Consider the following 26,854-nt stretch of genomic DNA (forward strand, 5'->3'; position numbering starts at 1 on the left):
ACAAAAAACCGCCAAGCAGCGGTTTTTCTTTATTCATTATAAGATCAGCTGAGATCTTTGCCCCACAAGGAATTCAACATTCCCATATATACCGTAAACGATAGAGAAAAAATGGTGAAGACTATCGGTAGAAACCGAAAGCTGCTAGTTCGTATGATTGCAACGACATACGCTATTAGTGCAAACAACGTTACGATGTAAAATAGATAAAATAATCCGTAGAAAGTAAATGGTCCTAAGAATAAGCTTAAGACAGTGAATTGGCAAAGAAATGCAACCGTTGAAATTAAAACCCACCTTGAATTCCCATTACTTTTAAAACTTCCAATGATTGATACGATAAATCCGATGACTACAATCAAGAATAAGAGCCATTCAAAAAGGAAAAACAACGATTCATACGATACTGCAAAAAAATAACCAACAATTGAAAGCGGTATAATTGAAAGAAGCAAATAACACACAGTCTTTAGATAATAATTTTCATTCACGCCCTCTCCCCCTTTACAATTATTTTAGCATAAGCCTAAATTGATTTTTTTCTGGATTTTTCATTTTTCTATTGTAAAAATCGATACAATGAAGCCGATTTATGTTAGACCTCGGTTCATTTAAACATCAATTGTGATATAATCACTTTTGGTAACAGATACTAACAGTAGATATACAATGGAGGACGGCATGGACGATTTACTTAAACTTAAAGGCAAGAATATTGTAGTTATGGGGGTTGCCAACCACAGAAGTCTCGCTTGGGGAGTAGCAAAGTCTCTCTACAAAGTCGGAGCGAATCTTATTTTTACATATCGAAAAGATCGTTCTCAAGAAAAGCTTACAAAGCTGTTAAATGAAAACAATCTCGAAGCAAAATTAGTTGTACAATGCGATGTGAATAGTGACTTAAGCATTAAAGAAGCATTCACGAAAATCGGTGAAACAGTAGATGCCATTCACGGAGTCGTTCACTCTGTTGCATTTGCACATTCAGAAGACCTGAAAGGCGACTTTATTGATACGTCACGAGAGGGTTATTCGTTTGCTCAGGATACGAGTGCCTATTCCTTGGTCGCTGTAGCGAAAGAAGCACGCACGCTAATGACCGAAGGTGGCTCGATCGTTGCGATGAGTTATCTTGGAGCTGAACGAGTCGTTAACGGATACAATGTGATGGGTGTTGCAAAGGCTTCCCTAGAAGCTTCAGTAAGATATTTAGCGAATGATTTAGGGAAAAATAACATCCGCGTCAACGCCATTTCAGCAGGAGCGGTCCGAACTCTTGCTGCGAAAGGAATCCCATCGTTTAATAAGATTCTTCATAAAATTGAAGAGGAATCACCGTTGCGTAGAAATGTAACGCAAGAAGAGGTTGCCGATATGACAGTAGCGATCCTTAGTCACTTATCAAGGGGCGTAACCGGAGAAATCGTATATGTCGACTCTGGTTACAACATTTTAGGCTAAAATAAACGATTTAGATAAGGGACTGACCCAAAACATTGATGAAAATTGATGTCAGGGTCAGCCCTTTTATAATTTCGAATTGATTTAAAGAATTATTGACGGAAATGAAGGATTTCCCGTTTTTTACTGATTAAGCAATTGTTTCCCTTATTCCATTTATTCAGTTCCTAAATATTCTTCTAGTGTAATTTGTTTGGAATGGATATAGTTAGCGGCTTTCTTTCCGACATATCGTAAATGCCATGGTTCATAGTTATATCCGGTAATTGATGATTTTCCCTTTGGGTAACGGATAATGAAACCATAGTCATGTGCATGATTTAGCACCCATTGACCTTCTTCAGTCTGGTCAAAAGACTGGACGAGATGGTAATCAATTGCAGGGGATGTTACGTCTATAGCTAATCCTGTTTGATGCTCACTTTCACCAGGCTCTGCACTGACTTGGTTTGCTTTTTCTTTGCTTCCGTAACGGTCTACATTATATGCGAAGATCGCTTCCTGGCGGTCATAGGATCGGTAACCAGATTGGGCATAAAGGTTTAAACCATGTGAGTTCGCATCACTAAATAATTGATCTAATGCAGCCGCTGCTTCGGCCCGCAGGTTTCTCTTTGGCAAGTCTTGTTCAAATGGGAACTGAACAGGAGCCTCCACAAGGTCATTTGGAGTATAGGATTCTGGCAAATGATATTTTTTGTTTACAAGAACAAGAATGCTATCCGGATTGTCTACAATCTTTGGTGAATTTTCGGTTGGCTTCTGTTCTTGTTTTTTCTGAGTTTCATCGTTTGGTGATTGTTCGACTTCTTTATGATCAATTTCACGGGAAGTGATTTTCCACTGATCCTCTTTATAATGATACGTTATAGTCAGCGTGTATTTTCCGATCAATTGGTTTTCACCTTTTTGGACCGTATGATATTCTGTATCCGATTTCTTGTTACTTTGAAAGTTTTCATTTGTATTCAGCCATACCGGACCATCCTGTTGTTCAAGATATAATCCCTCATTTTCTTCGTAATAAAATCGGTCTACATAGTTTTTTGCGAGATCTGTAGCTAGAATCTCCTCTAAATGATCAACTAGTGCTCCTTTAGTGGAAAAATCGTTTACTTTAAAATGATCATCTGTTTCTGGAAAGAGTCGCTCTTTAAATGTTGATTCAAGTTTTGTGTAATTAGGTTTCTGAACATTTTGTTCTTGGTCCTGATTCTCTTTTTGATCAGCTTCGGTATTCTCCCCTTGTTTCGGATCGTTGCCATTACTCGTATTTTCGTTCTGACAGCCCGGTAGAATCATGAATGTTAACAGTAGTAGTACCGACAAGCATTTCATTCGATTACCTCCTATTGTTCCTGTTGATATTCAATTTTATATTTAGTAATGATCCATCGATCGCCCTTTCGTTCTATGTCCGTCTCAATGACTATGGAGCCGGTCATCTCACTTGATTGGAGTTGTTCGATCGTGTATTTGTTCTCATTCATTTTTTCCAATTTCAAATCTTTAAACACAAATTTTGGTATCCCATGTAATGTTATAGGTTTAAGCTTCCCATCTTTTTCCTCATATTTAGCATTAACCCATTTTGTTGCGACTTGTTTACTGGTCGTTGCTGACACATTTTCAATAAGCTCTTCTTTAGACTTATACGATTTTACAAATTCACTTTTTTGATCAAGTTCCGGCTCAATTTTATTGTAAAATTCAGCTAGAATTTTCTCCACTTTTTGTTTTGTTAAATTGTTTTGCTCATGTTTCTCGTTTTTCTCTGGTTGTTCCAATTGATTTATCGGATCAGCACCTTTCTGTGGCTGAAGTGATTGATAGCCGATAGCTACAATAATCATCAGTAAAACTGAAAAAGTAGCAAAGCTTAATGTTTTTTGGAAAATGAAGGTATTCTTCGGCTTCTTATTGTCTAGCTCTTTCACCTTTTGAAGGGTTTCTTGCTTCTTTCCCTCTGAGAATTGTATTTGATTTAAAGAGGAATTTTGCTTAAAATCGTCTAATTGATTTTTCATTCTTCTTCATTCCTTTTGTCTAAATGCTCTTCTAATATTTGCCTTGCTCTTCTCAATCTGGTACGTACCGATGTATCCTTCAAATTCAATGATTCACTAATTTCTTTAGTAGATTGATCGTGAAAATAATACAAAATAATGACTTCCCTATATTTAACAGGAAGCTTTAAAACAAATTGGGTTAATGTGTCGTGTTCAACTTGCTTTGTTACCTGAGATTCTGGAGTTTCATAAGTTTTAGGATCTTTAAAGAGAGGAAGATCGAACTGGATATACTTTTTCCACCCACTCTTCAAATAATCTTTACATTTATTGACCGTAATTCGATTCAACCAAGTTTTCAGAGATGAATTCCCTTTAAAGCTATCCAGTTTTGTGTAACATTTCAAAAACACTTCTTGGGTTATGTCCTCAGCAGTTGTAATGTCCTTCACATATGAATAAGCCAACCGTGTTAAATCAGCCCCATAGTCGGTCATGACTTCACGCAATACATCTTCTTTATTCAATTGGTGCAGTTTGTATTGTTCAATTAAGCTTTCCAAAAACAACAACCATCCTTTTTCCGCTCCATACATTTAGACGAGGCTCCCACTGAAAACAATTCAAAATTAATCCATACTATTATTTACCCATCTAATGAAATTTAAAAAAGGCTGATCAAAACGACTTTTTGTAAATCGTCAGTCAACCTGTGGTTCATTATTAATATGCTAGTATCGATGCCCCTCTTCTCTTGCCTTTTTTCTCCCATAATAAACACAAGTGGCACTCTCTTGAACATCTTGGACATCGAAACCCATCGTTTTGTAAAAACTGTAGTTGTTCGGGCTTGTATGAGCAAACCACGTTCCATGCGGCATTTTTTGAACACATAACCTTACGAGCTCTTTCCCGATGCCTTTTCCTTGGTGAGTGCCTTTAACAACGAGATCCAGTATTGTTGCATACATGATTTTGTCTGAGATGACCCGGACCATTCCAACTAGCTCATCATGATCCCAAACGTATGAGCCCAAGTCGAATTTTCGAAGACAAGTTGAAATCGCTCATACTGTATACTCGGTTTTTCGTCACCAATCCAACCTGCATCAACATACAGTTCATTTAATTTTTTTGAATCCAAACCATTGCAGCCTTCACGAATTATGTATCCTTTAAAATAAGTGTACATATTCCCCTCCCCTTTAATACAAGAAAACGCAAGATCCCAATGAAATCAGGATGTTCACTGCAGAAGTTGTAAGATACACCTTGAGAGTGTCCGAAAACGATTTAAAACTGAACAAAATACACTTTCATAGTGTCTTTGAACTCAAAATGTTTGAAAAAAAAGATGTGACCACTGATGAGTGATCACATCTTTCATATTATTGTTCTTCTTCTTTTTCGTCTTTCCAAATTTCGATTACTTGACCTTCTGTTGCTACATCAATTACGAAGGAACCATTATTGTAGCGGTCTGCAGGTCGTAGCTGCATCGGATCGATGACTTCCGTCTTCCCCTTTTCAGCTTGTATCGTAACGCGCTGTTGATCTGATACTGGTACAACTCCAACAATCCGGTGCGGGTTCGATTTCAGTTCCCTAAGCATGATGACACCGCGTTTTGCACGTGAAGTCTGTTCAAATTCACTGTCGAGCCGCATTCTCTTAACTGCCCCTCGATTCGTAACTAACACGATTTGTACGTTTTCTTCTTTCTTCTTCACAAATCCACTAACGACATAATCCTTATCCTTCAGGTTGATCGCCTTCACACCAGCTGCTCTCTGTCCGACAATGCTGACTTCTTCTTCCTCATACCATAGTCCATAACCGTTATGTGTCGCAATGAATACTTCTTTCTTTCCATCGGTGACATGAACATCAATAAGTTCATCTCCGTTTTTAAGCTTCACGGCCATCAGCGGTTTTGAGTACCGTTGTGCTTTGTACTTGGAAAGCTCTGTTCGTTTGACCATCCCGTTTTTCGTAAAGAAGAGCAGGTATTGATCCTCTCTAAAATCGATAATTTCCATGGCGTCGACGATTGTTTCATCTTTATCGATTGAAACGATATTCGTCACGTGCTGACCAGCATCCTTCCAGCGGATATCGGGCAATTCATGGACCGGAATGTATAAGTAGTTCCCTTTGTTCGTAAACAACAGCAGCGTATTGGTTGTGTTGCTGCTGAATAACTTCAAGACTCGGTCCGTTTCCTTCATTCCAGGCGGCTCTCCATTAGATGCAGAGAAGGACCGTGGGCTTGTTCGTTTGACGTAACCTTCTTTTGTCACTGAAACCATAACGTCCTCAGAAGGAATCATGACTTCCAGATTGATTTTGATTTCTTCAATTTCTTGTTCAATCACCGTTCGTCGCTCATCCGCATATGTCTTTTTTACACGGCTGAGTTCTTTTTTTATTACCGTAAGCAGCTTTTTCTCACTACCTAAAATCGTAAGCAGTTCCTTGATTTTCTTTTCAAGCTCTCCCGCTTCTTTTTCAAGGGTGACGATATCTGTATTCGTTAAACGGTATAGCTGTAAAGTAACGATCGCTTCTGCCTGTGGCTCAGTAAACGCATATTTATCAACTAGGTTTTGCTTCGCATCACGTTTGTCTTTTGATGCTCGAATCGTCGCAATAACTTCATCCAGAATTGATATCGCTTTGATCAAGCCTTCGACCACATGCTGGCGGTCCTGTGCTTTTTTCAATTCAAAATTTGAACGGTTCGTCACAATTTCTTTTTGGTGTTCTATATACGCTTGGATCAATGATTTTAAGCCCATGAGCTTAGGTGTTCGGTTATAGATAGCAACCATGTTGTAGTTATAGGAAATTTGCAGGTCCGTCGTTTTAAAAAGATAGTTCAAAACGCCCTTTGCGTCTGCATCCTTCTTCAACTCGATAACAATTCGCATGCCAGTACGATCGGTTTCATCGCGTACTTCAGAGATGCCATCCACTTTTTTATCAATACGCAACTCGTCCATACGTTTAACGAGGTTTGCCTTGTTGACTTCATAAGGAATTTCCGTAATCACGATTTGCTTACGACCGACACGCATATCCTCGATTTCAGTCTTGCCGCGAATAACGACCTTTCCTTTACCAGTTTCAAATGCTTGCTTAATTCCTTCTGCACCTTGAACGATTCCACCAGTAGGGAAATCAGGGCCCTTCATTACCTTCATCAGGTCATCAACGGAACATTCAGGCTTATCAATCTGCATTGTAACCGCGTCAATGACTTCACCTAAGTGATGTGGAGGAATTTCTGTCGCATATCCCGCGGAAATCCCTGTTGATCCATTTACGAGTAAATTCGGAAACATCGCTGGAAGAACGACCGGTTCTTCTTGGGTATCATCAAAGTTCGGTGTGAAATCAACGGTGTTTTTCTCAATGTCTTGGAGGAGTTCAGAAGCGATCGCTGCAAGCCTTGCTTCCGTATAACGCATCGCAGCAGGTGGATCCCCATCGACACTTCCGTTGTTCCCATGCATTTCAATTAAAACATTACGTACTTTCCAATCCTGGCTAAGTCGGACCATTGCATCATAGACCGATGTATCCCCGTGCGGATGGTAGTTACCGATAACGTTACCGACTGTTTTTGCTGATTTACGATATGGTTTATCCGCAACATTACCTTCCTGGTACATTGCATACAAAATCCGTCGTTGTACAGGCTTTAAACCATCTCGTGCATCCGGAAGTGCACGCTCTTGTATAATGTATTTACTATAACGACCAAAACGGTCACCAATAATATCTTCTAAAGGTAAATCAAGGTATTTCTCTGCGTTCGCCAAAACATTACTCCTCCTCTACGACAGCCAGGTTCTCATTTTCTAGGATGTTCGTTTCTTCATCAAGACCGAAAGCAACGTTCGATTCAATCCACTTTCGCCTCGGTTCTACTTTATCTCCCATCAATACGGATACACGGCGTTCTGCACGGGCAATGTCCTCGATCTTCACGCGGATCAATGTACGTGTACTAGGGTCCATCGTCGTTTCCCATAATTGGTCAGCGTTCATTTCACCGAGACCCTTGTAGCGTTGGATCGTGTAGCCTTTGCCAATCTTTTTGATAGCCGTCTTCAATCCATCCTCATCCCATGCATACTCGACGATCTCTTTTTTCCCTTTTCCTTTACTGATTTTATATAAAGGTGGGAGAGCGATATAGACTTTTCCTGCTTCGATCAATGGCTTCATATATCGGTAAAAGAATGTTAAAAGCAGTACTTGGATGTGTGATCCATCTGTATCCGCATCAGTCATGATGACAACCTTGTCATAGTTCGAATCTTTTATCGTAAAATCGGAACCGACTCCAGCCCCGATTGCATTGATGATCGTATTGATTTCTTCATTTTTAAAAATATCCTGCAGTTTAGCCTTTTCGGTGTTAATGACTTTTCCTCGGAGCGGTAGAATTGCCTGAAACCGGCGATCTCGACCTTGCTTTGCAGAACCCCCTGCAGAGTCACCCTCAACAAGATACAATTCGTTTTTATTCGGATTACGTGAAGAGGCGGGTGTCAATTTCCCACTCAGCAAAGAATCCTTACGTTTGTTCTTTTTTCCGTTGCGGGCATCTTCACGCGCTTTTCTGGCTGCATCCCTCGCTTGTGCTGCTTTAACCGACTTTCGGACCAGCATTTCACTCGTTTTCGGATTCTCTTCTAAAAAGTAGTTCAACTGTTCAGAAACAACAGCGTCAACGGCTGAACGAGCGTCACTTGTACCGAGCTTGCTCTTTGTTTGACCTTCAAACTGAAGCTTTTCTTCAGGAATACGGACCGATACTACAGCAGTCAGTCCTTCACGAATATCTGAGCCGTCAAGATTTTTATCTTTGTCCTTCAGCAGTCCGGTTTTCCGAGCGTACTCATTGACCACACGCGTCATTGCTGTTTTGGATCCTGATTCATGTGTACCACCATCTCGCGTACGGACATTGTTTACAAATGACAGCATATTTTCCGAATATCCATCATTGAATTGGAAGGCAAACTCCGCCTCAATACTGTTATGGAACCCTTGGAAGGAAACAACCGAGTGAAGCGTATCCTTTTCTTCATTCAAATAGCTGACAAACGCCTCGATCCCCGTGTCAAATTGAAACACATCCTGTTGGTCGTTGCGTTTATCAATCAGTTCGATTTTCATCCCTTTTAAAAGGAACGCGGCTTCGCGTAAGCGTTCGCTCAATGTATCGTAGTTATAGGTTGTTGTAGAAAAAATTTGCGGATCCGGCTTAAAGTGGATGACCGTACCGGATTTACGTGTTTTGCCGATGCGTTCAAGTGTTGATACCGGTTTTCCACCGTTCTCAAATCGTTGCTGAAACAGGACGCCATCCCGGTGAATGGTCACTTCAAGCCACTCGGACAACGCATTCACAACTGATGCACCTACACCGTGTAGACCCCCACTCGTTTTATAGCCGCCTTGGCCGAACTTTCCGCCTGCGTGTAGGACGGTCAGAATGACTTCCGGAGTCGGTTTTCCTGTTTTATGCATACCAGTTGGCATACCACGTCCTTCATCCGTAACACTTACACTATTATCTTTATGTATCGTAACAGTGATTGCATTTCCATATCCTGCGAGCGCTTCGTCAACAGAATTGTCTACAATTTCATAAACGAGGTGGTGTAGACCGCGGCCATCGGTACTTCCGATATACATACCAGGTCGTTTCCGGACAGCCTCAAGGCCCTCCAGTACCTGGATCGCATCATCATTATAAGTAAGCTGTTCTCTAGTAGCCAAAACCCTCGTACCCCTTTCAAAACTCAAACCATTCATTTTTTGTTATCATATCAGAACGTTTGTTCACATACAATCCTATTTATATAATTAAGTATCGGTATAAACCTTGGTATTGTGAAGTATTCCTACTCACAGTGAATTATTATACCATATGGTTTCGACAAAATTGGCTCATTATACAAAATACCTAAAAGCGAAGTATTTATACTTTTATACGTGTAAAGCAGAATGAACCACCCTGCACAGAGTGGTTCACCTTCGTTACATCGACGCGTGATCAACTTTTATACAACGATCCATGACTACAGTCGTATCGGAATCCTGCAAAATTTCTGCAGCTTCATCGTTCTTAAGTCCAAGCTGAGCCCAGAAGACATCTGCTCCAACTTTGCGTGTCTCTTTTGCTACTTCCGGTAAATGTTCACTTCGTCTGAACACATTGACAATATCAATTTTCCCATCGATGTCCTGCAGCGACTTGTATGCTTTTTCGCCAAGAACTTCGCTCACCGACGGGTTTACTGGAATAATTTCATACCCGTTGTTTTGCATGTATTGAGAAACTTGATACGAGGTTCGCTCAGGTCGGTCCGAAAGTCCAACAACAGCAATCCGCTTCTTCGTCTGAAGAATTTCTTTGATGGTACTTTTATCGGGATTTTGATATGCCATACGACCATCTCCTTGTTTTTTATATTACCATTACACAAAAGTTGTGATTTCAAACATTCGCGCCATAGCATTTTATTCCTTTTGGATAGATTCAATGTGAATGACATTATTTATATCGAAAACTTGTTCAAATCCTGTCTCCATTAAAGATTTAGCGACATATATTGTTAGTAGTAAAAAGTTTTGCCATAAGGAAATAGGAGGACGAAAACATGTCAAACCGTATTAAGAAAAAAATCTTCTATTGCACGATGCTCTTTCATTTCATATCTGTTTTTACAGATGAAGAGAAAGATGAAATCATGATGAAAATCAAGCTCTGATTTGATACACATTACGATATTTAGTATTCAAGTAATTGATCAAGTATTTGGCGTTTAAGCCTTCACCTGTTACATCTTTAATGATTTCAATCGGTTGCTTTGTTTTACCGTGCTTATGGACCTTTTCGGTTAACCACTCTTTTATGGGCAGCAAGTTTCCTCCCGCTAACTTCTCATTAAAATCGGGAAGATCCTTCAGCATTGCTTCCTTTAGTTGTGCTGCATAAATATAACCGAGTGCATAGGAAGGGAAGTAGCCAAAGTCTCCGCCTGACCAATGAACGTCTTGTAGAACGCCTTCTCCGTCGTGCTTCGGTCGAATGCCAAGATATTCTTGCATTTTGTCATTCCAAACCTCTGGTAAGTCTTTTACCTGCAATTGATCGCTGAACAAACCTTTTTCGATTTCATAGCGGAGGATGATGTGAAGCGGATACGTCATTTCATCGGCTTCAATTCGAATAAGTGATGGTCCGGCCACGTTGATCGCACGGTAATAGTCATCAATCGCTACTTGATCAAATTGACCATTCGTATAGGACTTAAAGGTTTCGTAGTTGTGTTTCCAGAAATGCTCATTGCGACCTACGAAGTTTTCCCAGAAAAGAGATTGTGATTCATGGATACCCATCGATGTCCCTGTACAAAGAGGTGTGCCGACTAGGCTGGAATCAATGTTTTGTTCATATAAGGCATGACCACCTTCGTGTATCGTACCGAATACAGCCGTTCGGAAATCTTTTTCATCGTATTTGGTGGTCACACGTACGTCTCCAGGATTCAATCCGATTGCAAATGGATGCGCTGTTTCGTCCAAGCGACCTGCTTTGAAGTCGTAACCCATTTGTTGTAAAACATGGAGACTGAAATCCTTTTGTTTATTTGCAGGAAAGGACTCAAACAAAAATGATGTGTCAGGCTTATCCTTTGCATCGACCACATCCTGTAAAAGCGGAACAATCGCCTCTCTCAGTTGCCCGAAAACGCGATCGATCGTATCAACGGTCACACCTGGTTCATACAAATCTAACAATGTGTTATACGGGTGCTCTTCATAGCCCCAATACCCTACAAATTTCTTTTTAAAATCGACCAGTCTTTCAAGGTACGGTTGAAGGATCGAAAAGTCTGCTTTCGCTTTGGCATCTTCCCAAACATTTTCAGCTTTCGATTGAAGAATGACAAATTCCTTATACTCTGCCTCAGGAATTTTTTCATTCCGTTCGTATTCCTTTTTCGCTTCTTCTACCGCTTTTTTCGTGATCGGTGATAGGTCTGGGTGAAGCGAGTTGTCACTTAACGTATCGAGACACTCCTTCATTTCCTTTGATGTCGAAAGTTTAAACACTTCTGAGGAAAGTGTGCCAATCACCTCTGAGCGTTGTTCCACACCCTTTTTCGGAGCACCTGTTCTTAAATCCCAGAACATCAGTCCGATCGCTTCGTTGTAGCTCGTTATTTTTTGAGAAAGCTCTTTAAAATTTTGCTCGGTTTTGTTTAGAGTCGTGTTTGTCAATCTATTCATCCCCTTTTACGTATCAAGTATTCGCATTTACTTAAAAAAGCCCCACCATACATATTTGACGGATGAGGCATAAATTCCTGTTCATAGATTAATTTAATTTGCACGAAGGTATCAGAGGGACAGATTGAACAAAAAAGAACCATTCGCACGGCAATTGATAGAATACCGTGACGAACAGTCCTTAATTAAATGATTACTATCGAGGGTAAAACGAAGAGTACTGGCTCATACTGACATCAAGTCCTGTCTCGTAAGCGATCGCCTTCTGTAGCTGATGTCGAATCAATTCACAAGTTTGTGAATAGCATTCTTTTTCAGCTGTCATCTGTTCAAGTCGGGTAAGCGTTTGATATATGCTTCCAATCTCTTTATAACGTTCATACATTTGAATTCCCCACCTTTACTGTTCTGGACAGAACTAGTATAGGCGGGAGATACGCTTTTTACACATAACGTAGTATAACTTTTCAACTAGATGCAAATTGATGTAGTAGAAAAGTTTACGTACCAAGTAAATGAAAGGGCACAATAGGAAAGCCTTTTGTCATACCTTAGATGCATAAGGCTCAACCAGCACTATGGTTTGGCTGAGCTAAGTTTTCTTTAAACGTTTACGTGTTGTCGAGGTGGTTTCTTTCCAAAGTATTGATAGTAATGGCATTTCAGATCGCCATTATAGAGCTTTCGTTTCTTAGATGCGGGTTTACCATATAACGATTCGAACTTTTCATGAGACGTTAAAATGTAAAGAGACCACGTGTCGTTTGCTCGAAAGACTTCACCAATTTCACGGTAAAGACGTTCGACATAATCACGTTCATTTAAACGTTCACCATATGGTGGATTTCCAATTGCGTACCCGTATTGAGACTTTGAGGTAAAATCTTTCACTTGCATCTGTTTAAATCGGAGTGCATCCTCAAGGCCTGCTTCTACCGCGTTGTTCTCGGACAACTCAATCATTTTATGGTCAATATCTGTACCTAGAATGTCTACTGGCAAATCGAATTTAGCAAGATCATGTGCCTCTTCTACTGCTGAATACCACAGTTTTTTATCAAGCCAAGACCAGTTTTCTGAAGCGAACTCTCTGTTAAGTCCAGGCGCGATGTTTTTTGCGATCATCGCAGCTTCTATCGGTATTGTACCTGAACCACAAAACGGATCAAGGAATGGACGATCAGCCTTCCAATTTGTGAGCTGGATCAGGGCTGCCGCAAGTGTTTCCTTGAGCGGCGCTTCGTTATGAAGATATCGATAGCCTCGTTTATGGAGTCCTTCACCGCTCGTATCGATGGTTAGCGTTGCAATATCCTTATGAAGCGCGACCTCGACACGGTAAAAAGCACCTGATTCAGGCAACCAGCCCTCGACGTTATAGGATTCCTTCATTTTTTCAACGATTGCTTTTTTCACAATCGCCTGACAATCGGAAACACTGAAAAGCTTCGATTTGACGGATCTTCCGATAACGGGAAACTCCGCATCCTCAGGCAAAAAATCACCCCATGGAAGAGCTTTCGTTTTTTCAAAAAGTTCTTCAAATGATAGTGCCTTAAAGTCTCCGATTTTCAATTTGATCCGGTCGGCTGTACGTAACCAAAGATTTAACCTAGGAATAGCTGTTTCGTCTGCCTCAACTATAATTTTTCCGTTTTCGACTGTTACCTTTTCGTATCCGAGTCGGCGTACTTCATTTGCAACAATGGATTCAAGTCCCATTGCTGCTGTTGCAATCAGGGTAATCGGTTTCATAATTAATAGCTCCTAACTGTATGTATACTGATGTATCCCTATTATAGAGGATGTTCGTATTGTGTCCAAATGATTAGAAAAAGCGGTATATGATCGATGAGGACAGTTTAGTGGCTTTCTGACGATTTTCTGTTTTCAATGTCCCTTGATGACAGGAAAATGTTTTTTTAGACAAATAAAAAAAGCCCGTTTGAGTTGGGCTTTCGGTCATATACGTTTTGTAAGCCATGTTCTGTTCCTTGTACTCAAGCGAAGCGACCTGCTTCTCGTACGAAGGTGGCAATCATCTATCTTCAGGTGTTTCTCACACACCTGACCTTCTCTTCGTTCATTTCCTCCAAGAAGACTCCCCTACCATAGTTTGGGTTTCTCGCTCGCGGGGTTTACCTCGTTCCACTCCGACAGTTTCCTGCAGGACTTCGTCACTGTGGCACTTTCAAAGTATTAACACCATATCCGAAGACGTAGGTGCTTTCCCTGCCGTTAGCCCAGTCGAGACCAGACTACCCTAGCTTATGAATTCACTAGGCGCGAACACTACAATCATCACAGACTGTGCGAGCATGGACTTTCCTCTATACCACACTTATAAAGTGGGTACAGCGATTACCCAAACGTATATGACCTTTTGTTGACGCATAGTCTATTATAACGAATCCTATAAACAGTTTCAATGTTAAATTAACCCAAAATCAATCGTATAGCTTGCTGCCGAACACATGCTTTTCTAAATTAGATAAGCGTTTTAAAATATCGTAGTTTGTAATACCAGGTGAGTTCGTTTGTGACTTGGATTGTTCACCTGAGCGCTGAACCTCTTTTTTCAGTTTGACATTCTCTTCATTCAACCGATCGATTTCCTTATGAAATTGTTCATAATCCTTAATGACAACGTCTAAGAATTGATCGACTTCATCCTGATCGTAGCCGCGAAAACCCGTCTTAAAATCCTTTTCCAGTATTTCCTTTGCATTCAAACGTAGTTTTTTCATATCCATAATATACCGTCACCCCGCAAAATTCATCCTTTAAAAATACGTTCTATCCAACATTATACCAATATTAAAAAAATATTCATCTGTTTTCTTATGTTGTCCAATCGGATTGATTTGCTTCCTCGATGTAATCATTCACGTCAAAAAATGAAATCGACAGTATAGGATATTCGTTACCTGCCTCATGATATTTGAGTGCCGATTGTAAATAATACTCGGGAGAGCCTTGTTGTTCACTGTCATAGAACAAAAGAAGTCCGTCTGTTTTTTCGATAATGAATTGGTTGTGCGCCTGTAGCTGCCTAGGGGATTCATATGGTCGTTTTGAAACACTATCTACAAAGTCAGCTTTCGAAAGGACTTCATGATAATATTCCTGTGACGGTTCCTTCCACCGTGTTTCCTGATCCTGGAATGGAGTAAGGATAGCAAGCTTTATTTCCGGATAGTAAGCCTTCAATTCGTTCACGATCTCCCCGGTCCAGAGTTCAACTCCAAGCTGACCACCGATAACCACCCATTCAAGCCCTTCTTCAATTAGCGCAATTAATCGTCTTTTCATTACACCTTTTATGTATGGAACTGCTTCGTGTTTGTTTGAAAAAATGCCAAGTTCATGGGCTTTATACCCACTTACCGCCATTACCTTAAGCATAAAAGGTCTCCTTCTGTTTTTATATTACTCTTTTCTAGTTTACCATATCATTACGAGAAAAATAAAAAGAGCTGACCCGGTTTCGAGTCAGCTCAATGGTATTTAAAACCACGAAGGGCCATGACCGCCATGATGCGAAGAACAACCGCATTTCGGTCTTGGTGGGCACATTGAATGTTGATGCTTTGTCGTACAGCATTGCTTCTTGCTGACTGGCTGCGAATGCTTGTGTTCATAAATATTGTGATGAACGTGCTCCTCAATTACTGGGTGAACATGAGGAACTATCTTGTGATGATAAAAATGCTTGACACACTTCTTAGGTTGATGCACCACAGGGCACATCATTTGAGGTTTTTTACAATACATCCCACGGATTCTCCTTTTTTGTATTGTTTTTTACTTTCGTATTAATGTATGAGAGTCCTGTGAGACTTGTCTATGACATTCGCCTTCTTTTATTGTAAAATGGTCAAGCACCTACATTCATAAAGTAAATCGTTAACCCGATCATTAAAAAGAACAGAACAACCAGGACGTTTCGCACGTTATTTCCCCCTACTTAAATCTCATTTCCATTGACTATTTTAGGGGGATTCGACATTTTTTTCAATCTTTTATTTTAATTGGAATAAAAAGGTTGAGAAAACCGCAGTATAAAGGCGAAAAACATCACTTTTTGCGCTTGCCCGGGCAATATTTTCTGACTATTCTATCATTTCCCTATTCTCCTATATAATCTTATGCTCCAGTCTTTCGATCCGTTTGATAAAGTCAACTCGTTCACGTTGCTCTTTTCCTCTTGAAATCCGACTTGTTTCCTTCCATTGCTGGTATCCTTGTTCTGCAAAGTATAACGCTTTAGTCAGGTCCTTGTAACGATGCTCATAGGCTTTCGATAGTTCAATATACGTAGATACATCTTTGGTTTGTTCGAGGGTAGCTTCCCATAAGGCGACTGCGCGGTCATACTCTTTTTCCTTCCTATAAAGAAGGGCTAATGCCTTCATCGCCTCGGTTGGCCGCGTTGATTTCGTTAGTGCTTTGTACCTTCTTTTCGCCTCGTCCACATCACCAACCGCTTCAAACCATCTTGCCACTTCAAATTCCTCTTTTGAAGTGAGATGTGTATTACCAATATCCAATAAAATGTTCGACAGATGCGTATAAAGTGAAATTAACGTTAACACATCCAGCTCGTTATGGGTAAAGACGCCTTTTAAGATGCTAGGATCCTTTTCCCTTAAAAATTCAAAATAGAGCATCGGTGCCAAATAACCTGGAGTATCTTCTTTCCGTTCGATATTCAGCAGTTCTTTTTCCACAACAGATAGCCGGAGTGATTCATACGACTTTTTCCAAACTCGACGCGAACCATGTAACAGATCGAAATGTCCGAACGGCGGCAGTTTCGGAACAGCGTCTCGTACAAAGGTATGTCGTGTTTTGACTTGTGGCCAATCGAACGCTTTCCCGTTATACGTAACGAGATTCTTCATTTCCTTTACATCACTTAAAAAGTGGTGGTATAGTGCGACTTCATTACCTGGACTAGGCAGAAAGTATTGACGAACCTGAATCCCCTCGCCTAGTACACGTGCCATACCAAGTAGAAAGATCGTATTCCCAGCCCCACTTCCGAGCCCTGTTGTTTCTGTGTCAAAGAACAACAAATCCTCTGGCGTACGTTGATTCGCAGAAAGCGGATGTCGATCCTGCCGTTCATTCCACTTCTCAATCACGATCTTATAATCTTGAATCGTGTAGTGTCCCAGCTTCGTATCTGAAGCAAACCTTTTTTCACGAAGCATACAGCTTTCTTCTTCAAACGAAAGAGACCGAACATCAAACTTACTCCATTTCTCAGCATCACGATTAAGTAATTCAGGCTTTTTTGCTATCGCAGCGGAATCTCCTTTTTCTGCCCCTGTCCTCGTAATGTCCTTTTTGAATCGATTGAGTTTATTTTGGAGAGACATGATAGGTCCTCCTTTTCTGAATAAATGAAAGCCCAGTTACTTTCACGTTCGATTCCTGAACCTCGATTCCGACACAGGATGGACACCCTTTTTCACATGGGCACTTCCCAATTACCTGCTCTGCCTCACCGAGGATCTCATCGATATGCTCATAAACGTATTCACTCAGACCAATTCCTCCAGGATAGCGGTCATAGAAAAAGAGTGTCGGCTTCTGTGAATGGGAAGCTTTCACCTGTGGAACGACATGCAAGTCGCTCACATCGCACATGACGAAAAGCGGGGCGACGTGCCGCATCACATTCGCAATCCCGATCAAGCTCTCCTCTAATTCTTGCTCGGACAGGCCTTCTGTTACTTCTTCTGAAAAACTGATCCACGCAGCTGATGTATGAAGCTCTTCTTCCGGCAATGAGATCGGACCTGACCCGATGTTTTCATGGGTGCCGAATTTGATTTTTTTGAAAATCGTCGCCATCGCATTGACGGTTACATCTCCATAGGCGACCGTTCCATTCAGATATGTTTGATGCTTGTCCTCCTCTAAAACCTTTAAAGAAACAGCCAGATTGGCATCCGTATAGTAATCCACATCAACTTCACGAACAAAGGCTTTCTTCTCTTCATAGTCCAACTTTTCAACCTGATACTGTGTTCCTTGATGTAAATAAATCGCTTCCTCATGGAGCAGTGTCATCGAACTGAACCGATCCATTTCGCCAATTACACGGACATTTGCGACATCGGTTTGGTCAATGATCACTACATTTTCCTGAGATGCTGAACGTAAACTGATGTCATGAGCAGGAAAGGAATCGTTCATCCAAAACCAACGATCGCCCTGTCGGTGAAGGACCTGCTCTTCAGCCAAGTAAAATAAAATCTCATCGATATCGACGCCATCGAACCTTTCCTCTTTTCGGAAGGGCAGTTCATAGGCTGCGCATTTCAGGTGATCGACGAGTATGATCAAATTATCCGGATTGATCCGTGCGGTTTCTGGGTTGCGGTTAAAGAAATAGTCTGGGTTTTGAATGATGTATTGGTCCAATGGCGATGAACTTGCCACAAGGATAACGACAGATTCATCCTGTCGTCTCCCTGCTCTTCCGCCTTGCTGCCACGTGCTTGCAATCGAGCCGGGATAACCATTCATGATACACACCTGTAGCTGGCCGATGTCTACACCAAGCTCAAGTGCATTTGTGCTAACAACACCAATAATATCCCCGTTCCGTAATCCTTGTTCAATTTCCCTGCGCTCCTTCGGTAAATAACCACCTCTATACCCGCGGATCGATTTATTGCCGATTTTTCGTTGAATCAATCCTTGCAGGTAGGTCAGAAGAATCTCGACTCGTACTCTGCTTCTGGCAAAAACGATCGTTTGAACCGCATTTTCTAAAAACAGAGACGCGAGTTTTTTCGATTCAAGCGTTGAACTACGACGTACATTCAACGGTTTATTCACGACAGGAGGATTATAAAAGACAAAATGCTTTTTCCCGACCGGTGCCCCATTATTATCAATTAACTGAACATCCTCACCGGTTAATTTTTCGGCTAGTTCTTTCGGGTTTGAGATTGTTGCGGACGTACAAATGAATGTAGGATTGCTTCCGTAGTAATTACAAATTCGTTTCAACCTTCGGATGACATTCGCAACATGACTGCCAAATACCCCCCGATACGTATGTAACTCGTCAACGACAATAAATTTAAGATTTTCGAACAGTGACACCCATTTTGTATGGTGAGGTAAGATGGCCGAGTGCAGCATATCTGGGTTGGTCATAACGATATGTCCTGCTTTCCGCACGACCTGACGAATATTCGATGGGGTGTCTCCATCATACGTATAGCTCTTTATATCGATACCGATTTCATCAATCAGTTCATTCATCTCACTTTTCTGATCCTGAGCGAGTGCTTTTGTCGGAAAAAGATAAAGTGCACGACTGCAGTTGTTCTCTGCGATTTCTTGTAAGACAGGTAAGTTGTAGCATAACGTTTTCCCTGAAGCCGTCGGTGTAACAGCAACGAAGTTTTTCCTTTCCTTTGCCGTCCCCAATGCGGTGTGCTGGTGAGTATATAAAGAAGTGATTCCTCTTCTAACAAGTGCCTCTTTTATTTTCGGATGAACATGGTCGGGAAGATCAACTACATGCCCTTCTTTTTCGGGCAGTGTCTTCCAGTGGACAATGTTGGCTGCGACCGTCTCATCCTGATTCATGATTTTTAAAAGTTCAGCTAGGTTTTTTCGAAGTTTCATTTCCGTTCACTCCATTCTCCTTCATTTTAGCGAATGAACGTTCGTAAAGGAACCTTTTTTTATCTGATTTTCTACTTACACGTCTAATTCATAAAAAACATATAATGCAAAATAAAGCTGCAAGGACAGGTGAGCGTTGATGCACAACCGACATATTCTCAAAACCGTAGAAGAAATGATAACCTGTACTGATACATTTCGTGCCACGATCGGTGATACAGCTCCTCTCTTTCAAACAGCTGCAGTCATTGATTCCGAAATAAAACCGATCAAGTTGGAGGATTACCTCGGAAAATGGACCGTGCTTTTCTTTTACCCGAGTGATTTTACATTTGTCTGACCGACTGAACTTGCGGCGGTCGCTGCTGTTTATTCTGATTTGCAGAAGATGAACACAGAAGTTCTAGCAATCAGTACCGATAGTGTCTATTCTCACAAAGTGTATTTGGAAACGTCGAAAAAGTTAAAGCAAGTAAAGTTTCCGGTCGTCAGTGATCGAAACCAACTGATCAGTAGAGCGTATCAAGTACTGGATTGCTCAGTAGGCGCTTCATTTCGTGCTACGGTTGTCATCGATCCGGAAGGGGTTATTGTCTGTAAAACGGTATATCCGAATGATGTCGGCCGGAATATAGACGAATTATTACGTTTGGTTCAGGCCATACGTTATTCAAGACAACATAAAAAAGCGACCCCTGCCCACTGGGAGCCGGGTGACGAGGGAATCCGACGGGATCAAAATCGAATAGGGAGCGAGTGAGAATATTTATAGAACGGGGCTGACTAATTTTAAGTCAGCCCCGTATTTTATATTAGATCGGCTATATAAGCTTTGTTAATATGGAATCCAAGTCTGTGGTTGGGCGTTCACAATGGAAATTTTCACAAAAATACACAGTTGGTTTGTCATCAATCTGTTCGTATTCATTTGCAAAGGACGCTAAAGATGCGAGATTTAGTCCAGAATTAGATGATAGTACCGTAACTTCTGGTAAAAAACGCTCGTGAAGTTTCTTTAAAAATGTTTGGACTTCCGGATCCTCGGATAAGCCCAACACCACAACTTCCTTACCTTTTAAATGGGTTAACAAAAATGCTTCAAGTAAGTGGGCAGAGCCATTCGGATAGTGAGAGACTTCCCCTGAAAATACGTTGAACAACTTGTTTAAAAGCTCCTCGAAACGGGTTTCTCCCGTCAATTTGGCGAGTCTCCATAGCTGGTTGGCTGCAACACTATTCCCTGAGGGAGTCGCACCGTCATATAGTTCCTTTGGTCGAAGGATGAGCTGCTCAGAATCATGTCCAGAAAGGTAAAAGCCACCACCTTCTTTGTCCCAGAACAATTCGATCATCTCCTCGGTAAGCTGCTTTGCCTTCCCGAGATAGTCAAGTTCATATGTTGTTTCGTATAGCTCAATGGACGCCCATAGCAGGTTCGCATAATCGTCGAGGTAACCATTGTATGCCGTTTCACCATCTCTGAACCGTGCCTGTAACCGACCTTCAATCACCATGTTTTCATTGATAAATCGATAGGACCGCTTAGCCATTACAGTGTAATCAGCATTATTGAAAACGCGCCCTGCCTTTGCGAGAGCGGCAATCATATACCCGTTCCACGAGGTCAGAATTTTATCGTCTTTGTGTGGGTGGATGCGTTCGTCACGGATTTGAAACAACTGTCGCTTCGCTTCCTCCATATTCACTAGAAGCGCGTCAACAGATAGTCCTTCTTCCTCTGCAATATTTTCAACTCTTGCATGAATCAGGTTCGGTATGTTGTTCCCTTCAAAGTTTCCTTTTTCCGTTATATCGTATACCTGACAGAACAAATCACCCTTTTTTTCACCGAGATGTACAATGATCTCTTTAGGATTCCAAACGTAAAACTTACCTTCCATGCCTTCCGAGTCGGCATCCTCTGCACTATAAAAACCACCGAGAGGGTCAGTCATGTCGCGCTCAACATATTCAAAAATTTCCTGTACAACCGTTTTGTACCTCTCGTTTTTCGTGACCGTGAAAGCATCAATATAGGCATTGGCGAGCAGGGCATTATCATACAGCATCTTTTCAAAATGCGGTACCAACCATTCCTGATCAACGGAATAACGGGCAAATCCGCCTCCCAAATGGTCATAGATCCCGCCTTTAGCCATCGAATCAAGCGTTGTTGTCACATAGTTGAGGGCTTGCTTTTCCCCGGTCCACCTGTGATACTTTAGTAAAAACGTTAGTAAATGAGGCGTCGGGAATTTAGGAGCCTGACCGAAACCACCATAGATCGTATCGAATGTTCTACTTAATTGGTTGTAGCATCGATGAAGCACTTTTTCCTCTAGCTGTTCACCTTGCTCTGCTCGAACTTTTTCCTGAAGCGAGTTAGTAATTTTATCACCGATATTTTGGATTTTCTCAGGATTCTCTATGTATTGATCATATAGCTGTGTAATGACGTCCTTGAAACCAGGCTGTCCATATCGGCCCTCTTTCGGAAAATAGACCCCGCCGTAAAATGGCTTTTGGTTAGGTGTCAGAAAAACATGCAGCGGCCAACCACCTTGACCAGTGAGACCCTGTACGACCTTCATATAAATATGGTCAATATCTGGACGTTCTTCCCGATCGACTTTGATGGATACGAAACGATCATTTAATAGCTCTGCAACCTCTTCGTCAGCGAACGATTCCCTGTGCATAACATGGCACCAATGGCAAGTACTCATAGGAAACCTTTATTTATTATTCAATATTAGTCCCACTAGCTATAACCGATAGATACAAATACAGGCTTACCTTCTTCTTTAGCTTTTTTGAATGCCTCTACTCCCCACGGATACCAGTCAACGGGGTTGTGAGCGTGTTGCAATAAATAGGGTGATTTCTCATTTATCAATCTATTTGGTTTGTGTCCTTCTACGAACTCTTTCATATAAAACACATCCTTAAAAAGTATTTAAGTTCTTTCCATCTTCGCATAAGCGGCGTATCATAACCGCATAGGTTTTTGACTAGGAAAGTTGACTTATCGTCATCGTTAGAGTAACACATTTTACCACTTGACATACACAAAAAAAGACACCGACCTCCTTGGTCGCTGCCGCATATTTGTTATCCCGCTTTTATTCGTTTGTCTCGAATATAATCCTTAAAAGCCCGTTTAAAACTCGTGATAGCCGCCTCGCTCGGTTCGTTAAGAGCTTGCGATATAATCTCGACCCCGTTCACGACGATAACTTTCTCACGTACGGGCTCTTGTTTTAGGTCCTCTCGTAGTTGTTTCGTCATTGTACCGTGCTCCCCTCGAAGTGTTGGACCGCATTAACACGTCCTTACTCCGTTAAGCACGGGAGGTCTTTATTCCGATACAAAAATGCAAAAAAATACGCCTAGTATGGAACTAGACGCTATCGATCGAATTATTCTACATCGTATTTCGCTTTTAGGTCTAACATTATCTTAACGTAATTTTCGAGAGCCTCTCGGGACGGTTCTCCAACCTCTCGGACCGTAATACCCGTGTCCTCGTGAACATATTCCTTAACGACTGGTTTATCTTTTTTCATTGTTCGAGCCTCCTCTTGTGTCCGTTTACCACGTAAGTAGTAGTCGGTCGTGGACATCTTCGTTTTCCATAACTGCTCCACTACGTTGTAGTCGATTTATCATCGAGACTCCACAATTAACGTATTTTCCTCGTTCAAATAAACCATCGGGAATCTCGACGCTTATATCCTCCGACTTCGACTTTTTCTGACCGTTAATCGATAAAATAACCTTTGCACCACGTTGTTTACATTCGTAAATGGATTGCCATAAGTCCTCTATCTTAAACGATTGTGAACCGTAAAGTATCGTTTGACTATGCGTATAGGGAGGGTCGCAATAGACAACGTCCCCTTCTCGAGCTAACGACATCGTCTCTCTAAAATCGTTATTTAAGAACGTTACGTCGTGTAATAAGTCGTGCCATTCCTTAACCCGTTCCGCAAAAGATGCGGGAGAAATTGGATTATGCGGTCCAATCGGAGTCGACATATAACCGTCCGATTTTCTGAAACGAATAACCCCCGAATAGCATGTTCTTGTGAGTACCGCAAAGTCTAATCCGTTATGGTTCTCATTAAAACTATCACGTATTTTTAAATAATTTTCTTTCCTATTATCATTAAAATTTTCGATACATTCCTTGTAGTGGTTAATAAGTGTTTCAGGGTCGTCCTTTACATACTTAAAAACTTCTATAAGTGGTGTCATAACATCGGACCCCACCGCCTTGTCAAAACTATGTGTTGGCATTAGTTTATCTCTTTTTCTATCACATAAGGTTGCCAATACCGCACCGCTACCCAAGAATGGCTCGTAATATGAATTAAATTCTCTAGGCATTGTATCGACGATTTCTTCGGCAAACCTTTGTTTATTCCCAATCCACTTTAGTAATTGTGGTAACTTTTTATTTTTGATGTTTGGCATAACAACATTTCCCCTCATATTATTACTCTATCGGAAATTATATCACATTAAAAATGTAACTTATAGTATGTAGATTTATTGTCTACAAAATTATAGGCTTTACATATGGATAAATTAAACATTAAACAAGAGTTTGGAACTATTGTCAAGGATATTCGAAAAAAGAAAGGCATATCGCAAGAGGGACTAGCTGAACTAACGGGCTTGCATAGAACTTACATAAGTGATGTAGAGCGGGGGAGTCGCAATATATCAATAGTGAACATGTCCAAAATATGTCGTGCTTTAGGCGTAAAAATATCCTGTGTTTTTCAAAGAATGGGGGAATGAAAATTGCATCCGAATCCGAGATTTCTCAACCGTTCTAATGCGTTTTGGGGATACGCACAACTTATATCGGAAAAGTTAAAATACTCTAAAGGAGGAAACGTTAAAACCTATACGTCAAATGATGTCATTAAAAAGTTGAATGAACTAGATATTAACCTTGATGATGAAATTGTTAAAGACGTACTGGATTACCTCAATTTCCGTGCTGATATTCTTAACAATAAAATAAAACACTTCTTTATGGACGTAGAAAAGGCACGGTACACATTTAAGAGATTACATAATTATTATCAAGAACAAAATTTCACTTGTAGCCTTCCGTTTAATAAGCAAAAGAGGGAAAAGAAGGATTATGCTTATTTTACTTGTATCATAAACATTCTAACCGAAAAATACTTACGTAAATATGCGGACGCAAACGGGCTAGTTTACGGTAAAGATATTTATTTTGACGACGACCCGAGGCAGCTTACATATTTAAAAGATGAAAATAATTATATCGGCGGTATACTCTCGAGAAGGTTTGACGGTGCGTTCCCCGAGACTATCAATCCAAAGGCGATTTGGGAGATAAAAGAATATTATTACACTACTACTTTTGGAAGTAGGATTGCGGACGGCGTTTATGAAACTCAATTAGACGGACATGAAATAAATGAACTTGCCGAGTTTACTAAAGATGATATAAATCATATCTATTTTATTGATGATTACAATACGTGGTGGAACATGGGTAAGTCATACCTATGTAGAATTATTGATATGCTCCATAAAGGTCTTGTTGATGAAGTTATTTTCGGAGAAGAAGTTTTATTGAGATGGGAGTATGTATTATCAGTAATTGTAGAAGGTAAAAAAAGTGATACGGTGGAACCGCATAATCAAGTTGTTAAAGAAGTAAAGTAATTAAAAAATTACGGGGGAGTATAACACTCCGCCCGTTTTTAGTTTTGTTGCATATGGGAGGTTTAACGATTCCCCCGTCCTCGACCTTTATACTTCGACTTCCTCGTTTGGAGCTCGGTAATGTCGTCGACCGTCTCCTCTGCGATAACTCGTCCGTCTAGTACCGTCTGAAATACGATAGGTTGACCTTCGTGTCCTCCCCCGACACTCGAGATAATGTCGAGGATTTGGTCTTGTCGCATTGCATTAGCGTGGTACGGGTCGATAATGCGGAATAGGTTCTTGTTGCCCGTAGTTAATGTCGTGTAATGCGAATATCGATTTTCTATAAGCTGAGCTTTATCGAACTTATCTGAAGCGTTCGTCGTTGGCAGCCTCAATTGATTTCGTTGTATCTCTGGTATTGATTCTTTCGTCTTTTACCGTAGCAGTATTTACACTTCGAACCCGTGAGCCCCGTTAGCGTTTTTGTGATATTCGTCGATCGTACGATAAGCCTCACATGAACTACACATTTTCGCTAAGGTTACTCCGTCCTCTCCGTGCCTTACCGTGATAAGTGGATATTTCGTCTTTGGACCACGTTTGCCCATATATTCAAAAACCTCCTTGATTATAATAATGGACGGTCCATTAACCGCCTTCAATTTAATAAGACGGCTCCGCATATAGGAACCGCCTCTTTTTCCGTTCTTCTATTATTAAAGGGAGTTGTTAAATACACATGGTTAAGGGGTTTCGACTTACTTTGTCTTCTCTCTCGCTTTAACTTGATTTTGACGTAAAGCGATTTTTATTGCCGTTTTTATAGTTGCATACTCGAGTCTTCGACATTTACGAGCGATATATTTCGCCATTTCGTAGTCGTCCGAGGTAACGTCATCCCGATCGAGGTTCTTTAGTCTTCGATATTCCTCATCGAAGTCGGTTATCCGTTCTTGTGTCCCCATTATTCCGAATCTCCTTCGTCGCCGCCGTTATATTTCTCGAAGTATCCCTCGGGGTCGTTGACGTAGTGAGACGCAAGCGGCGAGATTTCCATTAGTGCCCGCTTTTCGAGGTCGCCATATAACGGGGTCTCGAGTTGTTGTCGAGCGATTGCGATTCGTTGTTTAACCTCGTCGGCTCCCTCTGGGAGTGAACGACTATCCACGTCCGTATAGAGTTGTCCGAGTTGGTTCTTTGTTTGTAGCCTTTCTGATCCGTTCTCGATACCGTTCACGACGTTTTGGGATAACGAGAGTACCTTGCCTTTTATGTCCCGAGCGAGAGCGGGTTCGTCCGTTAGGTTTACGAGCTCTTGTAGTGCCTCCGTAGCCGCTTTCGTGTTGGTTGCGAATAGGACTTTCCCCTCGAGCTCCATCGCCTTTTGTTCGAATAGCTTACGCTTTTGGTCGTCGACTTTCGGGAGCTCTGACGTGAGATAGTTCTCGCCGCTTTCGATAGCCGCTTTTAGTTTCGCATTGGATTCCGTCTTGAACCCTCGAGCGTCCTCCATTAGCTTGCGTTCGAAAGTCGCTTGTAGTTTCGAGATTTGAGCTTGTTTTCCCTCGAGTGATAGTTCTCGGTTCTGGTTGATGATTCGCTTTTGAGCTCTAAAATCGTCGAGAGCTCCTCTCGTGAATGCGGTCATTTCTCCCCGTAGTGTGTTCGAAAAACTGATGCCCCCGTGTAGTTGTTCTAGTTTCTTAGACATAGAT

24 protein-coding genes, 1 other RNA gene and 2 pseudogenes are annotated in these 26,854 nt (G+C 41.2%); 4 read left to right on the forward strand and 23 right to left on the reverse strand.

The window, feature by feature from the left end; all coding sequences use genetic code 11:
• Positions 1 to 44 precede the first annotated feature (44 nt).
• On the reverse strand, positions 45 to 491 hold the full coding sequence (locus MOJ78_RS11900; protein WP_304977560.1) for a hypothetical protein: 447 nt from the start codon (positions 489 to 491) through the stop codon (positions 45 to 47).
• A 190-nt stretch (positions 492 to 681) separates the two neighbouring features.
• Here MOJ78_RS11900 and fabI point away from each other — a divergent pair, with 190 nt between their 5' ends.
• On the forward strand, positions 682 to 1,461 hold the full coding sequence (gene fabI, locus MOJ78_RS11905; RefSeq protein WP_304977561.1) for an enoyl-ACP reductase FabI: 780 nt from the start codon (positions 682 to 684) through the stop codon (positions 1,459 to 1,461).
• Between the two features lie 156 nt (positions 1,462 to 1,617).
• On the opposite strand, the gene MOJ78_RS11910 is transcribed toward fabI, so the two are convergent.
• From MOJ78_RS11910 to MOJ78_RS11980, 16 genes and pseudogenes are all read right to left on the reverse strand, one after another.
• Positions 1,618 to 2,799: a M15 family metallopeptidase gene (locus tag MOJ78_RS11910; RefSeq protein WP_304977562.1), complete on the reverse strand. Its 1,182-nt coding sequence runs from the start codon at positions 2,797 to 2,799 to the stop codon at positions 1,618 to 1,620.
• Between the two features lie 11 nt (positions 2,800 to 2,810).
• The gene (locus MOJ78_RS11915; protein WP_304977563.1) at positions 2,811 to 3,488 is read right to left on the reverse strand and encodes a hypothetical protein; all 678 of its coding nucleotides are present in this window, start codon (positions 3,486 to 3,488) and stop codon (positions 2,811 to 2,813) included.
• Positions 3,485 to 4,066: a sigma-70 family RNA polymerase sigma factor gene (locus MOJ78_RS11920; RefSeq protein WP_304977564.1), complete on the reverse strand. Its 582-nt coding sequence runs from the start codon at positions 4,064 to 4,066 to the stop codon at positions 3,485 to 3,487. Before MOJ78_RS11920 ends, MOJ78_RS11915 begins: the two co-directional genes overlap by 4 nt.
• Before the next feature lie 135 nt (positions 4,067 to 4,201).
• Positions 4,202 to 4,662, reverse strand: a pseudogene (locus MOJ78_RS11925) (GNAT family N-acetyltransferase).
• A gap of 196 nt (positions 4,663 to 4,858) precedes the next feature.
• Positions 4,859 to 7,294 carry a DNA topoisomerase IV subunit A gene (parC, locus tag MOJ78_RS11930; RefSeq protein ID WP_304977565.1) on the reverse strand — a complete coding sequence of 812 codons (2,436 nt, stop codon included), beginning with the start codon at positions 7,292 to 7,294 and terminating at the stop codon, positions 4,859 to 4,861.
• A gap of 4 nt (positions 7,295 to 7,298) precedes the next feature.
• Positions 7,299 to 9,266, reverse strand: a complete 1,968-nt coding sequence (gene parE / locus MOJ78_RS11935; RefSeq protein ID WP_304977566.1) for a DNA topoisomerase IV subunit B — start codon at positions 9,264 to 9,266, stop codon at positions 7,299 to 7,301.
• A 261-nt stretch (positions 9,267 to 9,527) separates the two neighbouring features.
• Positions 9,528 to 9,938 carry a CoA-binding protein gene (locus tag MOJ78_RS11940; RefSeq protein ID WP_304977567.1) on the reverse strand — a complete coding sequence of 137 codons (411 nt, stop codon included), beginning with the start codon at positions 9,936 to 9,938 and terminating at the stop codon, positions 9,528 to 9,530.
• A gap of 312 nt (positions 9,939 to 10,250) precedes the next feature.
• The gene (locus tag MOJ78_RS11945) at positions 10,251 to 11,777 is read right to left on the reverse strand and encodes a carboxypeptidase M32 (RefSeq protein WP_304977568.1); all 1,527 of its coding nucleotides are present in this window, start codon (positions 11,775 to 11,777) and stop codon (positions 10,251 to 10,253) included.
• A 205-nt stretch (positions 11,778 to 11,982) separates the two neighbouring features.
• Positions 11,983 to 12,171, reverse strand: a complete 189-nt coding sequence (locus MOJ78_RS11950; RefSeq protein WP_304977569.1) for a hypothetical protein — start codon at positions 12,169 to 12,171, stop codon at positions 11,983 to 11,985.
• A gap of 218 nt (positions 12,172 to 12,389) precedes the next feature.
• Entirely contained in the window at positions 12,390 to 13,541 is a 1,152-nt protein-coding gene (locus MOJ78_RS11955) for a THUMP domain-containing class I SAM-dependent RNA methyltransferase (RefSeq protein WP_304977570.1), read from the reverse strand.
• 216 nt (positions 13,542 to 13,757) lie between these two features.
• Positions 13,758 to 14,159, reverse strand: an RNA gene (rnpB, locus tag MOJ78_RS11960) — RNase P RNA component class B.
• Positions 14,160 to 14,233: 74 nt separating this feature from the next.
• A complete protein-coding gene (gene gpsB / locus MOJ78_RS11965; RefSeq protein ID WP_304977571.1) occupies positions 14,234 to 14,539 on the reverse strand; it encodes a cell division regulator GpsB in 306 nt (101 codons plus the stop codon).
• An 88-nt stretch (positions 14,540 to 14,627) separates the two neighbouring features.
• On the reverse strand, positions 14,628 to 15,191 hold the full coding sequence (locus tag MOJ78_RS11970; RefSeq protein WP_304977572.1) for an SLOG family protein: 564 nt from the start codon (positions 15,189 to 15,191) through the stop codon (positions 14,628 to 14,630).
• A gap of 102 nt (positions 15,192 to 15,293) precedes the next feature.
• Positions 15,294 to 15,560, reverse strand: coding sequence for a CotD family spore coat protein (locus MOJ78_RS20955; protein ID WP_370529715.1), 267 nt, complete (start codon positions 15,558 to 15,560; stop codon positions 15,294 to 15,296).
• A 362-nt stretch (positions 15,561 to 15,922) separates the two neighbouring features.
• On the reverse strand, positions 15,923 to 17,170 hold the full coding sequence (locus tag MOJ78_RS11975) for a ribonuclease H-like domain-containing protein (protein ID WP_304977573.1): 1,248 nt from the start codon (positions 17,168 to 17,170) through the stop codon (positions 15,923 to 15,925).
• Positions 17,154 to 19,442 (reverse strand): DEAD/DEAH box helicase, encoded by a 2,289-nt coding sequence (locus MOJ78_RS11980; RefSeq protein ID WP_304977574.1) that lies wholly within the window; start codon positions 19,440 to 19,442, stop codon positions 17,154 to 17,156. Before MOJ78_RS11980 ends, MOJ78_RS11975 begins: the two co-directional genes overlap by 17 nt.
• 175 nt (positions 19,443 to 19,617) lie before the next feature.
• Here MOJ78_RS11980 and MOJ78_RS11985 point away from each other — a divergent pair, with 175 nt between their 5' ends.
• The gene (locus MOJ78_RS11985; RefSeq protein ID WP_304981246.1) at positions 19,618 to 20,202 is read left to right on the forward strand and encodes a peroxiredoxin; all 585 of its coding nucleotides are present in this window, start codon (positions 19,618 to 19,620) and stop codon (positions 20,200 to 20,202) included.
• 61 nt (positions 20,203 to 20,263) lie between these two features.
• On the opposite strand, the pseudogene MOJ78_RS11990 reads toward MOJ78_RS11985, so the two are convergent.
• The 4 genes and pseudogenes from MOJ78_RS11990 to MOJ78_RS12005 form a co-directional block, all read right to left on the reverse strand.
• A pseudogene (locus tag MOJ78_RS11990) lies at positions 20,264 to 22,374 on the reverse strand (thioredoxin domain-containing protein).
• Positions 22,375 to 22,553: 179 nt separating this feature from the next.
• The gene (locus tag MOJ78_RS11995; protein ID WP_304977575.1) at positions 22,554 to 22,730 is read right to left on the reverse strand and encodes a hypothetical protein; all 177 of its coding nucleotides are present in this window, start codon (positions 22,728 to 22,730) and stop codon (positions 22,554 to 22,556) included.
• 131 nt (positions 22,731 to 22,861) lie between these two features.
• Positions 22,862 to 23,008 (reverse strand): hypothetical protein, encoded by a 147-nt coding sequence (locus MOJ78_RS12000; RefSeq protein WP_304977576.1) that lies wholly within the window; start codon positions 23,006 to 23,008, stop codon positions 22,862 to 22,864.
• A gap of 25 nt (positions 23,009 to 23,033) precedes the next feature.
• Positions 23,034 to 23,918, reverse strand: coding sequence for a DNA adenine methylase (locus MOJ78_RS12005; protein ID WP_304977577.1), 885 nt, complete (start codon positions 23,916 to 23,918; stop codon positions 23,034 to 23,036).
• A 105-nt stretch (positions 23,919 to 24,023) separates the two neighbouring features.
• On the opposite strand from MOJ78_RS12005, the gene MOJ78_RS12010 reads away from it, so the two are divergent.
• Together MOJ78_RS12010 and MOJ78_RS12015 are read left to right on the forward strand one after the other, a co-directional pair.
• Positions 24,024 to 24,248 (forward strand): helix-turn-helix domain-containing protein, encoded by a 225-nt coding sequence (locus MOJ78_RS12010; RefSeq protein WP_304977578.1) that lies wholly within the window; start codon positions 24,024 to 24,026, stop codon positions 24,246 to 24,248.
• 3 nt (positions 24,249 to 24,251) lie between these two features.
• Positions 24,252 to 25,154 carry a DUF7687 domain-containing protein gene (locus MOJ78_RS12015; RefSeq protein WP_304977579.1) on the forward strand — a complete coding sequence of 301 codons (903 nt, stop codon included), beginning with the start codon at positions 24,252 to 24,254 and terminating at the stop codon, positions 25,152 to 25,154.
• A 743-nt stretch (positions 25,155 to 25,897) separates the two neighbouring features.
• Here MOJ78_RS12015 and MOJ78_RS12020 read toward each other — a convergent pair.
• Positions 25,898 to 26,104 (reverse strand): hypothetical protein, encoded by a 207-nt coding sequence (locus MOJ78_RS12020; RefSeq protein WP_304977580.1) that lies wholly within the window; start codon positions 26,102 to 26,104, stop codon positions 25,898 to 25,900.
• The gene (locus MOJ78_RS12025; protein ID WP_304977581.1) at positions 26,104 to 26,850 is read right to left on the reverse strand and encodes a hypothetical protein; all 747 of its coding nucleotides are present in this window, start codon (positions 26,848 to 26,850) and stop codon (positions 26,104 to 26,106) included. The genes MOJ78_RS12020 and MOJ78_RS12025 overlap by 1 nt, the downstream gene beginning before the upstream one ends.
• Positions 26,851 to 26,854: the final 4 nt, after the last annotated feature.

The organism is Alkalihalobacillus sp. AL-G (assembly GCF_030643805.1).
Taxonomy (GTDB): Bacteria; Bacillota; Bacilli; order Bacillales; family Fictibacillaceae; genus Pseudalkalibacillus.

What these genes read in the sequence shown, in the direction of transcription:
- MOJ78_RS12025 (WP_304977581.1), bottom strand. Translation starts at nt 26,850, where the DNA reads ATGTCTAAGAAACTAGAACAACTACACGGGGGCATCAGTTTTTCGAAC.
- MOJ78_RS11970 (WP_304977572.1), bottom strand. Translation starts at nt 15,191, where the DNA reads ATGCTTAAGGTAATGGCGGTAAGTGGGTATAAAGCCCATGAACTTGGC.
- MOJ78_RS12000 (WP_304977576.1), bottom strand. Translation starts at nt 23,008, where the DNA reads ATGAAAAAAGATAAACCAGTCGTTAAGGAATATGTTCACGAGGACACG.
- MOJ78_RS11950 (WP_304977569.1), bottom strand. Translation starts at nt 12,171, where the DNA reads ATGTATGAACGTTATAAAGAGATTGGAAGCATATATCAAACGCTTACC.
- MOJ78_RS11955 (WP_304977570.1), bottom strand. Translation starts at nt 13,541, where the DNA reads ATGAAACCGATTACCCTGATTGCAACAGCAGCAATGGGACTTGAATCC.
- fabI (WP_304977561.1), top strand. Translation starts at nt 682, where the DNA reads ATGGACGATTTACTTAAACTTAAAGGCAAGAATATTGTAGTTATGGGG.
- MOJ78_RS11995 (WP_304977575.1), bottom strand. Translation starts at nt 22,730, where the DNA reads ATGACGAAACAACTACGAGAGGACCTAAAACAAGAGCCCGTACGTGAG.
- MOJ78_RS12020 (WP_304977580.1), bottom strand. Translation starts at nt 26,104, where the DNA reads ATGGGGACACAAGAACGGATAACCGACTTCGATGAGGAATATCGAAGA.
- MOJ78_RS11920 (WP_304977564.1), bottom strand. Translation starts at nt 4,066, where the DNA reads ATGTATGGAGCGGAAAAAGGATGGTTGTTGTTTTTGGAAAGCTTAATT.
- MOJ78_RS11915 (WP_304977563.1), bottom strand. Translation starts at nt 3,488, where the DNA reads ATGAAAAATCAATTAGACGATTTTAAGCAAAATTCCTCTTTAAATCAA.
- MOJ78_RS11940 (WP_304977567.1), bottom strand. Translation starts at nt 9,938, where the DNA reads ATGGCATATCAAAATCCCGATAAAAGTACCATCAAAGAAATTCTTCAG.
- MOJ78_RS12010 (WP_304977578.1), top strand. Translation starts at nt 24,024, where the DNA reads ATGGATAAATTAAACATTAAACAAGAGTTTGGAACTATTGTCAAGGAT.
- MOJ78_RS11975 (WP_304977573.1), bottom strand. Translation starts at nt 17,170, where the DNA reads ATGTCTCTCCAAAATAAACTCAATCGATTCAAAAAGGACATTACGAGG.
- MOJ78_RS20955 (WP_370529715.1), bottom strand. Translation starts at nt 15,560, where the DNA reads ATGTATTGTAAAAAACCTCAAATGATGTGCCCTGTGGTGCATCAACCT.
- gpsB (WP_304977571.1), bottom strand. Translation starts at nt 14,539, where the DNA reads ATGGATATGAAAAAACTACGTTTGAATGCAAAGGAAATACTGGAAAAG.
- MOJ78_RS11980 (WP_304977574.1), bottom strand. Translation starts at nt 19,442, where the DNA reads ATGAAACTTCGAAAAAACCTAGCTGAACTTTTAAAAATCATGAATCAG.
- MOJ78_RS12005 (WP_304977577.1), bottom strand. Translation starts at nt 23,918, where the DNA reads ATGCCAAACATCAAAAATAAAAAGTTACCACAATTACTAAAGTGGATT.
- MOJ78_RS11910 (WP_304977562.1), bottom strand. Translation starts at nt 2,799, where the DNA reads ATGAAATGCTTGTCGGTACTACTACTGTTAACATTCATGATTCTACCG.